The sequence below is a fragment of the Streptomyces chrestomyceticus JCM 4735 genome, from assembly GCF_003865135.1.
Lineage (GTDB): Bacteria > Actinomycetota > Actinomycetes > Streptomycetales > Streptomycetaceae > Streptomyces > Streptomyces chrestomyceticus.
Window position 1 is genome coordinate 3,176,196 of sequence record NZ_BHZC01000001.1, and the last position, 12,200, is coordinate 3,188,395.

Genomic DNA, 12,200 nt, shown 5'->3' on the forward strand with positions numbered 1-12,200 from the left:
AAGACGCGCCCTAGACCTGGGAAGTCAGCGAAGCCAGGTACGCCTCCGTCTTCTCCGGCTCGTAGAAGAAGTTCTCGAAGTCCGCCGGGTCGTTGAACCCGTTCGCGAAGCGGTCGGCCACCGGCTGGAGCTGCCCCGCCGCCCCGATCAGGTTGAGCACGTGCTCGGGCGGCGGCGCCAGCATCGCGTTGGTCCACTTCGTGACGTGCTGGGCGGTCTGCCAGTAGCGGTCGAACGTGGTCCGCATCCACTCCGCGTCGAAGGGGCGGTCACCGTGCTCGATGATCGAGGCGAGGTAGGAAGCGGCGCACTTGGAGGCCGAGTTGGAGCCCTGGCCGGTGATCGGATCGTTGGCGACGACGACGTCCGCGACGCCGAGGACCAGGCCGCCGGAGGGGAGTTGGCCGACGGGGTTGCGCACGGTCGGGGCGTACCGCCCGGCCAGGGTGCCGTTGGCGTCGGTCAGCTCGACCTTCGTGGCGCGCGCGTACTCCCAGGGGGTGAAGCGCTCCATGAGCTCCAGGGTCGTCGCCAGGTGCTCGTCGGGGTCCCGCATGCCCGCGAAGACGTCCAGGGGGCCGCCGGGTATGCCCTCCCAGAAGAGGATGTCGGCACGGCCGGAGTTGGTCAGCGTCGGCATGATGAACAGCTCGCCGACGCCCGGTACGAGGTTGCAGCGCACCGCGTCGAAGTCGGGGTGCTCGGGGCGGGGGGCCAGGCCGTGCACGTACGCGACGGACAGCGCGCGCTGCGGGGCGTCGTACGGCGAACGCGAGGCGTCCCGGCCGAACATCGACACCAGCTCGCCCTTGCCGGCGGAGACCAGCGTCAGGTCGTAGCGGCTCGCGAAGAAGTCGAGGTCGGAGACGGCGGCGCCGTGGATGACCAGTTGTCCGCCGCGCTGCGCGAAGGTCTCCATCCAGCCGGCCATCTTCAGGCGCTGGTCGACGGACTGGGCGTAGCCGTCCAGCTTGCCGACCCAGTCGACGGCGCGCTGGGTGCCGCCGGGCTCCGCGTGGCTGCCGGGCGCGGCCACCGAGACGCCGAGGCCCTCGATGCGCGGGGCCTGGCTCTCCCAGAAGTTCAGCGCCAGGTCGCGCTCGTGCTGGAGGGCGGTGTGGAACATGCACTGCGTGGACATGACCCGGCCGGAGCGGATCTCGTCCGCGGTGCGGTTGGACATGAGGGTGACCTCATAGCCCTGGGCCTGCAGCCCGAGGGCGAGCTGGAGACCGGACTGGCCGGCTCCGACGATGAGTATCTTCCGCATGGTGGTGCTCTCTTCCCAGGTACGGGGGGGCGGCTCGGGGCTATTCGGGAGTGGCTTCGAGGGCGTGGGCGACGAGCGCGAGCAGCGACTCGACGACCGTGATCCGCCGGCGCGCGTCCATGATCACGACGGGCACGTGCGGCGGTACGGTCAGCGCCTCGCGTACGTGCTCGACGGCGTACGCGGCCGTCCCCTCGAAGTGGTTGACCGCGACGATGTACGGCAGGCCGCAGCTCTCGAAGTAGTCCAGCGCGGGGAAGCAGTCGTCCAGCCGGCGGGTGTCGGCCATCACGACGGCGCCGATCGCGCCGCGTACCAGGTCGTCCCACATGAACCAGAACCGCTGCTGCCCCGGCGTGCCGAACAGGTACAGCACCAGGTCGGAGTCGAGGGTGATCCGCCCGAAGTCCATCGCGACCGTGGTGGTGGTCTTGTGCGGGGTGGCGGACAGGTCGTCGGTGCCCTCGCTGGCCTGCGTCATCACCGCCTCGGTCTGCAAGGGGGTGATCTCCGAGACCGAGCCCACGAACGTGGTCTTGCCCACGCCGAAGCCGCCCGCCACCACGATCTTGGTCGCGATGGGGGCGCGGGAACGATCCGTCTGCCAGCTCTGCAGCCCCGCCTCGTCGTCGACGGCGGGCGCCCCGGCCCCGGCGGATCCGCGCGGCGCTCCGGCCACCCCGGCCGTACCGGCCGTCATCGTGTCAGAGCCTGCGAAGTCCACCCAACACCCTTTCGAGCAGCGCGCGGTCCGGCCGGCCGGTGCCGTGCCCGGTGCCGTAGACGCGGATCTTTCCTTGGTCGGCGAGGTCGCTGAGCAGGACGCGGACCACGCCCAGCGGCATCTTGAGCAGCGCGGAGATCTCCGCCACCGAACGCATCCGGCGGCACAGCTCCACGATCGCCCGCATCTCCGGCATCACCCGGTCGCCCCAGCCGCCGGACGTCAGCTCCCGCCGCTCCTCGGGGGCGTCCAGCGCCGCCACGAACGTCTCCACGAGCAGGACGTGGCCGAAGCGGGTGCGGCCGCCGGTCAGTGAGTACGGGCGCACGCGCGCGGGTTTCTTGTCCCCGCCGCGCACGGGGAGCTGGGGCGGGGTGCTCACTGGGCGCTCTCCATCGACTTGCGCAGCTCACTGCGGAGTTCGGGGGTCAGGACATGGCCGGCCCGGCCGACGAACAGCGCCATGTGGTAGGCGATGACGCTCATGTCGCAGTCCGGCGTGGCGTGCACCCCGAGCAGCGAGCCGTCGCTGACCGACATGACGAAGAGGCTGCCCTCCTCCATCGCGACCATCGTCTGCTTGACCGTTCCGCCGTCCATCAGCCGGGCGGCGCCCGTGGTGAGGCTGCCCAGCCCGGAGACGATGGTCGCCAGGTCCGCGCTGGACCCCCGGGGCCCCGCCGGGGCGCCCGGCTGCCCGGCCGGGAGGGCCGCGGCGGCCGCTCCCGGGTCGGAGGAGAGCAGCAGCAGCCCGTCGGAGGAGACCACGGCCACCGAGCGGATGCCCGGTACCTCGTCGACCAGGTTCGTCAGCAACCAGTGCAGATTCCGTGCCTCACTGCTCAGTCCGTAAGCAGCCGGCGCTTGCGCCTTCAATCGCGTGCCTCCTCGACAACGTGGCTCTGTCCCGGGGCCCCCGCTCCGTCGGTGTCCGTCTGTGGGATGGTCTGCTCCGCTGTGCGTTCCGCGACCTCGGCCTCGACGTCGCGCCGGCCGTCCCGCGCCCCCTGCTGGAAGCCGCCGAGCCGGGCCCGCAAAGCCTCGGCGTTGACCGCCGCGCTGCCGGCGCGGGGGGTGGCGGGCGGCTTCTGCGCCACGATGCGCGGTGTGCGCTTGGGCAGGCCCTGGTCGGTCAGCCGGGGCTTGCGCGGCGCGTCGGCGCTCCCGTCGCCGGCGGGTGCGGCACCGGGCCGGGCGTGCTCGCCGGTTCCGGTGGTGTACGTGCCGGGGCCGCCGGTCGTGGCCGAGGCGGGGGCGCCGGAAGGTGTCCCGCCGGGCGCCTGGGGCGCCGTTTCCGCGGGCCGGTCGTGCTCCGCGGTCTCCTTGGCGTACGGGCCGGGCGACTGCGGGCCGTACGGGCTCGCCGGGGCCGCCGGGGCGTCGTCCGCCACGGGGCCGTCATCCGCGGTGGTGCCTGCGGGCGCCTCGGGACCGGTGGGTGCGTCGGTGCCGGCCGGCGCCTCGGGCGCCGCCGCCTCCACCGCGCGCTCCGCCGCCTCGACCAGGGGGTCGTCCGCGTTCGTACCCGCGTGCGTGTCCGTCTCCGCGGACGTCCGCCCGGTGTCCGTGCCGCCCTGCTCCAGGCGCGGCAGCCGCGTCTGGAGCGTGTTGGAGTTGGCCTCGGCGACCGAGCCGGGCAGGCTCTGGACGGCCTCGCCGGGCATCGGGGGAGCGACGGTCCCCGGCGCGGGGCGGGGGGGCAGGATGGCGGCGGGCAGCACGACGACGGCCGTGATCCCGCCCTGCTTCTGGTCGCGTAGCTGTACGCGCACACCGTGGCGCGCGGCGAGCCGTACGACGACGTACAGGCCGAGGCCGAGCGTCTCGTCCGCCGTGTCCAGGCTGTCGTCGCTCCCGGTCGCGTCCGCGAGGCGTTCGTTCAGCTCCGCCAGCCGTTCCGCGGTCATCCCTATGCCCTCGTCCTGCACGGAGAGCATGACCTCGCCGCTCTCCAGCAGCCAGCCGGACAGCTCGACATGGGCGTCCGGCGGGGAGAACGCGGTGGCGTTGTCCAGGAGTTCCGCGACGAGGTGGCTGATGTCGTCGGCGGCGAACCCGGCGACCTGGGAGTGCGGCGGCAGCGACTGGACGCGCACCCGCTCGTACCGCTCGATCTCACTGATCGAGGCGCGCAGCACGTCCAGCAGCGGCACCGGCCCCGGCTGCCCGGCGCTGTGCTCCGTACCGGCCAGGACCAGCAGGTTCTCGCTGTTGCGCCGCATCCGGGCGGCGAAGTGGTCCAGCTTGAAGAGGGTTTCCAGGCGTTCCGGGTCCTGCTCCTTCTGCTCCAGCGACTCGATGACGGTGAGCTGGCGCTCGACGAGGTTCAGGGTGCGCAGCGCGAGGTTGACGAACCGGCCGTGCACGCCGGTACGCAGGGCCGCCATCCGCGCGGTGAGGTCCGCGACCTCCTGGCGCAGCGACTCCCGCTCCTCCTGGAGCACCTCGCGCTCGGCGGCGAGCCGCTTGCGCCCGCCGACCAGCCGGGCGCGTTCGCCCTCCAGTTCGGCGGCCCGGCGGGTGGCCTCGCCCACCTGGGCGTGCAGGGCGTTGACGGACCGTACGGCGTCGGCGAACTCGTCGTTGCGGCCCTTGAAGGTGACCGGCGGCTCGCCCGCCGGGTCGGCCGCCACCCGTCCGGCGCCCAGCCGCAGCGCTGCGAGCGGCCGGGTCACCGAGCGCCATGCGGAGATGCTGGCGCCGACCGCCAGCAGCAGGCAGACGCCGACCAGGGCGATACGGATCTCCATCGCCGTCACGTCGTCGTCGCGCAGCGCGCCCAGCCGGTCGATGTCGGCGGTGGCCATCGACGCCTCGACGCCGCGCATCAGGCCGATGCGGGCGGTGAGCGCGGTCTTCACGCGTGCGCTGCTCAGCCGCTGGTCGTCGGCGTCCAGGCGGGGCTGGTCGGTGAGCTTGGCGAGGTAGCTGTCGGCGGTGTTGACCTCGCCGCCGTTGACGGTGCGGTCGTAGGCGTCCCGGGCCTTGGTGCTCGCGGACTGCTTGAAGGCGGCCAGCGCGGCCTGTTCACGGACGTACGCCTGCTGTGCGGCGGCGGTCAGCTTGGCCTGCGGGCCGCCGGCGGCGAGGGCCGGGACGAGCAGGGCGCGGGTCGCGGCGGCCTGGTCGGTGGCGCGGCCGAGCTGCGGCAGGGCCCGTACGTCCGGGGCGACGTCGCTCGCGCGGGCGGGCAGACCGCCGGCGATGGCGTCGGAGAGCGCGCCGAGCGCTTGGACGGCGGCCGTGTAGGCGTCGAAGGTCTCGGTGACCGGGCCCGGCCCGGAGAGCGCCTTCTGCCGGGTCTGCGGCAGTGCGGCGAGGAGCTTGTCGGCCGCCCGGTACGTCTCGGTGGCACCGGCGGCGCCGTGGGACGCGGCCCGCAGTTCGGCGATCTGGCGGTCCACCCGGGCCCGCTGGGCCTCGGAGAGCCCGGCGCCGCCGTTCTTGGCGGAGCGTCCGCCCGCGACGTACTCGGTCATCGCGTCGCGCTCGTCGGCGAGGGAGTGCGCGAGGGTGACCGCGTGCGCGTTCAGGCCGGCCAGGTCGACCAGTTGCTGGGAGTCGTGGACGTCGTCCAGGGCGGAGACGACGGCGGGCGCGCCGGCCCCGAGGACGGCGAGCGCGGCGACGGCCACGGCGCCGACGAGCCGGTTGCGCACGCGCGCGCGGCGGCCGGTCGGGACGGAGGCGGGAACAGGGGCAGGGGTCGCCGGGGTCTTCTTCGGGGTGCTCTTGGGGTTGTTCTCGGGGGCGCGCGCGGGGACGGCCGCTCCGGTCAGGGTGTCGGCAGCGGGAGGCGTCGTGGCCGCACCGGAAGGCACACCGGTGCCCTGAGGCGCACCGATCCCCGGCGGCACACCGGGTCCAGGAGGCGCACCGGCGCCCGGAGGCACACTGCCCCCCGCAGACGCACCGGTCCCCGGCGGCACGCCCGGTCCCGTGCCCGGCGCCGTACCCGAAAACGAACCGGCCGGTGATCCCGGCCCGACCGCGCCGTCCCGAAGCCGCTTCTTCCGCACCGCTGCTCGCATTCCTGTCTCGCCTGCCCACACCGTGTGGTCCCGCGGACCCGGTCGCTCTCGCTCGCGGCGCGTACCTGTGCGAAGACCGCAGCAATTCACACGTCCGCGAGGGAAGCAGCCCGGCTCTGCGCGTCGCGACGAGTGGCCTGGCGCCTCCCATGATCCGGGCCACGACCATTCCACCGGCATCGCGCAGCGGCCCGGCAACGTACACCCGGCCACTCGAATGAGTGAACATCAATCGGAAGTTGACCATCAACTTCCGATCATGGCCGCCCCGGGATGCAACCTCGCGCAACCCCCGAGCGGGTTTGGAGAACCGTGCGGCGCCTGGAAAGATGCCCGCCCGCATCCCGGCAGACCGCGATTTTCAGCCCCGCCGTACGCCTCTGACCTGCTGATACTCGCCGGAGCCCGGCGAAGTCCGCACACTGCGGGAAACCGGACGCGCTGCGGCAGACTGGCCGCCATGCGCATCGAACTGGCCACCGAGCCGGGAGACCCCCAACACCCGAACGAGGACTACGCGTCCGTCGCCCTGCCCGCCTCCGGCCAGGGCGGAGTCATGGTCCTGCTGGACGGCGTGACCCCGCCCCCGGACGGGACCGGCTGCCCGCACGGGGTGCCGTGGTACACCGCGCGCCTCGGGGGCGCGATGCTCGAACTGTCCGGTTCATTCCGGGATATGACGCTCCCTGAGGCGCTGTCGGCCGCCATCTCCCGGACGGCTGAAGTTCACCGGTCGACCTGTGACCTTTCTCACCCCCGCACACCACAGGCAACCGCCGTGGCCGTCCGGTGGTCGCCGGTCACCGTCGAGTACCTGGTCCTGTCCGATTCCGTCCTGCTCGCCGAGCATCCGGACGGTACGGTACGGCCCATTCTGGACACCCGCCTCGACGAACTGCCGCCCGCCGTGCAGGCCCTGCGCGAGACCGTACGGGCCCTGCCGCGCGGCTCCGCCGAACGCGCCGCCGCAGGCCGCGAGTACGGAGCGGCCGTGGAGGCGCTGCGCAACGCCGAGGGCGGGTTCTTCACCGCGGCGGCCGACCCGGCGGTGGCGGCGCGCGCGGTCACCGGCTCCCTCCCGCGCGCCGAAGTACGAGCGCTGGCCGCGCTCAGTGACGGCGCGTCACGGTGGGTCGAGGTCTTCGGCGAGGGTTCGTGGGCGGACTGCCTCGCGGTGGTGCGCAAGGAGGGACCGCAGGCGCTGGTCGACCGGGTGCGGGCGCTGGAGGACGCCGACCCGGACGGCGCGCGCTTCCCGCGCGGCAAGTCCCGGGACGACGCGACGGTGGTGCTGGTCGAGCCGTGATCCGGGCGGGCGGGGCGGCAGTTGCCGGCGGGCCGGGCGCCGGTTGCCGTAACTCCGCCCGTACGGCTGGAAAGAGCCTGTCACGGCGGACGCCGCCCGGCCTAGCTTTGACCACGTGACCAGATTCGACATCCGGTCACGTGGTCAGGAGGGGCCGTGGAAGCCGACGAACGCGCGGAACGGGGCGAACGCGTCCTGGACGCCGCATGCGAGCTGCTGCTCGCCTGGGGCTACCGTCGCGTGACCGCCGACGAGATCGCCCGCCGGGCGGACGTCGGCAAGGGCACGGTCTACCTGCACTGGAAGAACAAGGACGCGCTGCTGCTGGCCGTGGTGCTCCGCGCCAAGGCGGCCGACCACCGCAGGCAGTTGGACCGGATGCGGGCCGACCACCGCTGCATTCTGCCCAGCCGGGCGCTGCGCGGGTCCCTCCTGGACTTCATGGACGACCCGGTGCTGCGCGCCCTCTACCTCGACGACTCCGACATCCTCGGGCGCCTCAACGACATCGCCAAGAAGGAACTCGTGGAACTGGTGGAGGCGAGCCACGAGACGCTGCGCTCGCAGTTGACCACCCTGCGCGCCCACGGCCTGGTGCGCGAAGACCTGAGCGTCGACCAGCAGATGTACGTCTGCATGGCGACGGTCACCGGTTACGTCCAGGCCGAGGTGCTGCTTCCCGACCGCGCCCCGGGCGCCCCGGAGGAGCGGGCCGACCTGCTGTGCCACACGGTCCGCACCGCGCTGGAGCCGCCCGGCGACCCCGACCCGGAGGCCGTCGCCGCGGCGGCCCCCGCCGTCATCACGCGCTACGCGCGTCTGGAGGAGCTGAGCCGGCAGGAAGTACGGCGCCAGCTCCGCCCGTGACCCTCGGTCACGCCTGATCAGGAGGAGAACGCACGATGACCACATCGCCCACCGAGTCCCGGGCGGCCACCCCGCCCGACTCCACCGCCTCCCCCTCGACCGCTTCCGCCCCGGCCACCACCCCTTCGGCCGCCGCCTCTCCGGACACCACCGACCGCACCACGCTCCCCTCCTACGTCGGCCTCCACCCGGGCGAGCCGAACCTGATGGAACCGGAGCTGCTGGAGAACCCGTACACCGGCTACGGCACGCTGCGCGAGCAGGCCCCGCTCGTCCGCGCCCGGTTCATCGACGACTCGCCCATCTGGCTGGTGACCCGCTTCGACGTGGTGCGCGAGGTGATGCGTGACCAGCGGTTCGTCAACAACCCGACCCTGGTGCCCGGCATCGGCGCGGACAAGGACCCGCGTGCCCGGCTGATCGAGCTGTTCGGCATCCCCGAGGACCTGGCCCCGTACCTCACCGACAACATCCTCACCAGCGACCCGCCGGACCACACCCGGCTGCGCCGCCTGGTCTCCCGCGCCTTCACCGCACGCCGTATCCAGGACCTGCGGCCGCGCGTCGAGCGGATCACCGACGAGCTGCTGGAACGGCTGCCGGACCATGCCGAGGACGGCGTCGTCGACCTCGTCGAGCACTTCGCCTACCCGCTGCCCATCACGGTCATCTGCGAGCTGGTCGGCATCGACGAGGAGGATCGGGCGCTGTGGCGGCGGTTCGGCGCCGACCTCGCCTCGCTGAACCCCAAGCGCATCGGCGCCACCATGCCGGAGATGATCTCGCACATCCACGAGCTGATCGACGAACGGCGCGCGGCCCTGCGGGACGACCTGCTCAGCGGGCTCATCCGGGCGCAGGACGACGACGGCGGCCGGCTGAGCGACGTCGAGATGGTCACCCTGGTCCTGACCCTGGTACTGGCCGGTCACGAGACCACCGCCCACCTCATCAGCAACGGCACCCTCGCCCTGCTCACCCACCCCGACCAGCGGCGGCTGATCGACGAGGACCCGGCGCTGCTGCCGCGCGCGGTCCACGAGCTGATGCGCTGGTGCGGGCCGATCCAGGCCACCCAGCTTCGGTACGCCCTGGAGGACACCGAGGTGGCCGGAGTCCAGGTCCGCCAGGGCGAGGCCCTGATGTTCAGCCTCGTCGCGGCCAACCACGACCCGCGCCACTACACCGGGCCGGAGCGGCTCGACCTGACGCGGCAGCCGGCCGGCCGCGCCGAGGACCACGTCGGCTTCGGCCACGGCATGCACTACTGCCTGGGTGCCTCACTCGCCCGGCAGGAGGCCGAGGTGGCCTACGGGAAGCTGCTCACCCGCTACCCGGACCTGGCGCTCGCCCTCACCCCGGAACAGTTGGAGGACCAGGAACGCCTGCGGCAGCCCGGCACCTGGCGCCTGCGACGGCTGCCGCTGAGGCTGCACGCGCAGAGCTGACCCGTACGGGGAAAGTGGAGAACTGATCCGTACGGGGTCCGTACGGGAGCCTGTACGGCGAGCCCCGTACGCGCTGCCGGCCGTCCGCGGAGGAGGCGGCCGTCACGGATGACCGCCCGGGAGCCGGTGCGCACGCCCGCAGGGGCCGCGCGCCGGCTCTCAGCCGTTGCCGCCCTTCCCGCTCCGCTCGCCCCTGGCGGCCGCCCCGCACCCCTCTTCCGCGTCCTGCTCCGCGTTCAACCGGTGGAGCAGGCGCGCCAGTTCCGCGACCTCGCGCCGGTCCCAGGAGGCGAGCCGCCGCGCGTACTGGGCGCGGCGGCTGTTGCGTACCCGGCCGAACCGGTCGTGCCCCTCGTCGGTGAGCCGGACCAGCACGGCCCGCCCGTCGGCCGGGTCCGGCTCGCGGTCGATCAGCCCGAGGTCCTCCAGGGCGCGCAGTTGCCGGCTCATGGTCGCCTTGCCCACGCCGAAGTATCCGGCGAGTTCGGTGGCCCGCTGCTGCCCCGCGTCGGCGAGTCGGACGAGCAGGCCGTACGCGGCCGCCTCCAGCTCCGGGTGCACCTCCCGGGCCAGCTCGCCGGAGGTGGCCCGGGCGCGGCGCAGGAAGACCGCCAGCTCCCGCTCCAGGGAGAGGAACACCTGGTCCACACCACCGGGTTCGTCCGTCCCTGCCACACTGTCGGCTCTGGTGTCGTGCACGTCGGCGCCCTCTCCCGCTTTCCGTACCGTGAAAGTTTCCTGCGGCGGCGGCCGAAGCCGCAGCTTGTCCAGTATTTCGCAGGATTAGACCAACGGAAGCCCGGCTCCCCTCTTTGCCCGCCGCATCTACGCGCGTACCGTCGTCGGCACGTTCTTGGCATGACCACACCACACCGCCCGGTACGGCCACGCCACTCCCCTCGTCCCGCCCCGCGCGCCCCGCGGCGCGCCGTGGCCCGCCCGGCCGGTCCCCCCTCAGGTCAGTTCACCGAGATCCTCGGAGGCACGTATGCCCGTGCACAGATCCGGCCGCCCCGCCGTCCGCCGCCCGCGCTCCTTCGCGGCCCTGGCGTGGACGTTCCTCACCGTCGCCGCCCTCCTCCTCGGACTGCCGGGCACCGCCGGCGCCGCCCCGTACGGCGCCGCCCCCGAACCCGCCCACCCCGGCCTGGACTGGGCCGGCTCCCAGGTCGCCCGCCACGAGGGCGACGCGCCGGGCGAGGCGCCGCCGCCCACCCTCGCCTCCGTCGAAGGCGTCGACGTCAGCAGCCACAACGGCGACGTCCCGTGGCAGACCCTCTGGAACGCCGGAGTCCGCTTCGCCTACGTCAAAGCCACCGAATCCACCAGCTACACCAACCCCTACTTCGCGCAGCAGTACAACGGCTCCTACAACGTCGGCATGATCCGCGGCGCGTACCACTTCGCCACCCCGGACACCTCCAGCGGCGCCGCCCAGGCCAATTACTTCGTGGACCACGGCGGCGGCTGGTCCCGGGACGGCCGCACCCTGCCCGGCGCCCTCGACATGGAGTACAACCCGTACGGCGCCACCTGCTACGGCAAGAGCGCGGCCGCCCTGATCAACTGGATCAAAGACTTCTTCGCCACCTACAAGGCACGCACCGGCCGCGACGCCCTCATCTACACCTCCACCAACTGGTGGAAACAGTGCACCGGCAACTACGCGGGCTTCGGCTCCGTGAACCCCCTGTGGATCCCCCGCTACGGCTCCTCGGCCGGCGAACTCCCGGCAGGCTGGGACTTCCACACCGTCTGGCAGTACACGTCGTCGGGCGCCACGGTCGGCGACCGGAACCGGTTCAACGGGTCGTACGACCGGTTGCAGGCGCTGGCGAACGGGTGAGACGCCGACGGGTCCCGGCAGCGCGGGGGCGCCGGGGCCCGGATCGGCTTGCGTCGTCACCTCCGGTCGAAGTCCGACGTCTCCAGCGTCAGGCCGACGGCCGTTCCGGTCAGGTCCACCGGGGCACCGAAGTCGAGGGTCAGGTAGTCCTGGTACTTCCCGTCCTTGGGCAGCGCGTAGCGATGCCACCTGCCCGAGTAGGGGTCGACGATGAGGTAGACCGGGACCTCGGCCACTGCGTAGGCATCCAGCTTGGGGCCGTAGTCGTTGTGCGAGGTGCCCCGGGAGATGACCTCGGCGACGAATTCGACGTCCTGGTACCGCCATCGTCCCTTGTCGTCCTTCTCCGCTCCGTCCCGCAGCGCGACCACGTCGCAAGCGAAGCCGTTGAGGCCGCCGGGGAAGTCGAAGCGCACATCCGACTTGATCCTCTTCCTCGGGTACTTCGTGCGTAATTGTTCGACGATCCCCAGGATGATGTCCCAGTGGTTGTCCCGCTGCGGCGACATGACGACGGCCCCCTCGACGATCTCTGCTTTCCAGCCCTCGGGGACGGGCATCTGCTCCAGCTGGTCGAACATCTCGTCCAGGCTGAGCTCGTCGCTGTCGGCCATCTCGATCTCGATCCTGTTGTCGGTCAGCTCGATGGTCATCATGCGCTCCTCCCCACCGCCGCGAAGTGCGGGCAGTCGCGCAGTACAACGATAC

The 12,200-nt window shown here is 72.6% G+C and carries 11 protein-coding genes; 4 read left to right on the forward strand and 7 right to left on the reverse strand.

The features are described from left to right. Positions 1-10 precede the first annotated feature (10 nt). Genes EJG53_RS13025 through EJG53_RS13045 form a run of 5 tightly spaced genes read right to left on the reverse strand, consistent with a single transcriptional unit; the run spans position 11 to position 5,653 of the window. Positions 11-1,270, reverse strand: coding sequence for a styrene monooxygenase/indole monooxygenase family protein (locus EJG53_RS13025; RefSeq protein WP_125044988.1), 1,260 nt, complete (start codon positions 1,268-1,270; stop codon positions 11-13). 40 nt (positions 1,271-1,310) lie between these two features. Next, positions 1,311-1,970, reverse strand: coding sequence for a GTP-binding protein (locus EJG53_RS13030; RefSeq protein WP_241268323.1), 660 nt, complete (start codon positions 1,968-1,970; stop codon positions 1,311-1,313). A gap of 4 nt (positions 1,971-1,974) precedes the next feature. Further along, positions 1,975-2,376: a DUF742 domain-containing protein gene (locus EJG53_RS13035; protein WP_031001293.1), complete on the reverse strand. Its 402-nt coding sequence runs from the start codon at positions 2,374-2,376 to the stop codon at positions 1,975-1,977. Beyond that, positions 2,373-2,870: a roadblock/LC7 domain-containing protein gene (locus EJG53_RS13040; RefSeq protein WP_125044989.1), complete on the reverse strand. Its 498-nt coding sequence runs from the start codon at positions 2,868-2,870 to the stop codon at positions 2,373-2,375. Before EJG53_RS13040 ends, EJG53_RS13035 begins: the two co-directional genes overlap by 4 nt. Next, positions 2,867-5,653 (reverse strand): sensor histidine kinase, encoded by a 2,787-nt coding sequence (locus tag EJG53_RS13045; protein WP_125049340.1) that lies wholly within the window; start codon positions 5,651-5,653, stop codon positions 2,867-2,869. The genes EJG53_RS13040 and EJG53_RS13045 overlap by 4 nt, the downstream gene beginning before the upstream one ends. Positions 5,654-6,485: 832 nt before the next feature. Here EJG53_RS13045 and EJG53_RS13050 point away from each other — a divergent pair. The 3 genes from EJG53_RS13050 to EJG53_RS13060 all read left to right on the forward strand — a co-directional run bounded on the left by EJG53_RS13050 (position 6,486) and on the right by EJG53_RS13060 (position 9,646). Further along, on the forward strand, positions 6,486-7,331 hold the full coding sequence (locus EJG53_RS13050; RefSeq protein WP_125044990.1) for a protein phosphatase 2C domain-containing protein: 846 nt from the start codon (positions 6,486-6,488) through the stop codon (positions 7,329-7,331). 156 nt (positions 7,332-7,487) lie between these two features. Further along, a complete protein-coding gene (locus EJG53_RS13055; protein WP_125044991.1) occupies positions 7,488-8,198 on the forward strand; it encodes a TetR/AcrR family transcriptional regulator in 711 nt (236 codons plus the stop codon). 35 nt (positions 8,199-8,233) lie between these two features. Beyond that, entirely contained in the window at positions 8,234-9,646 is a 1,413-nt protein-coding gene (locus EJG53_RS13060; protein WP_125044992.1) for a cytochrome P450 family protein, read from the forward strand. Between the two features lie 159 nt (positions 9,647-9,805). Here EJG53_RS13060 and EJG53_RS13065 read toward each other — a convergent pair whose 3' ends face one another. Continuing rightward, positions 9,806-10,345 (reverse strand): MarR family winged helix-turn-helix transcriptional regulator, encoded by a 540-nt coding sequence (locus tag EJG53_RS13065; RefSeq protein WP_032926168.1) that lies wholly within the window; start codon positions 10,343-10,345, stop codon positions 9,806-9,808. A 289-nt stretch (positions 10,346-10,634) separates the two neighbouring features. On the opposite strand from EJG53_RS13065, the gene EJG53_RS13070 reads away from it, so the two are divergent. Then, the gene (locus EJG53_RS13070) at positions 10,635-11,492 is read left to right on the forward strand and encodes a lysozyme (RefSeq protein ID WP_125044993.1); all 858 of its coding nucleotides are present in this window, start codon (positions 10,635-10,637) and stop codon (positions 11,490-11,492) included. 56 nt (positions 11,493-11,548) lie between these two features. Here the strand turns inward: EJG53_RS13070 and EJG53_RS13075 are convergent, their stop codons facing one another. Further along, entirely contained in the window at positions 11,549-12,148 is a 600-nt protein-coding gene (locus tag EJG53_RS13075; RefSeq protein ID WP_125044994.1) for a Uma2 family endonuclease, read from the reverse strand. Positions 12,149-12,200: the final 52 nt, after the last annotated feature.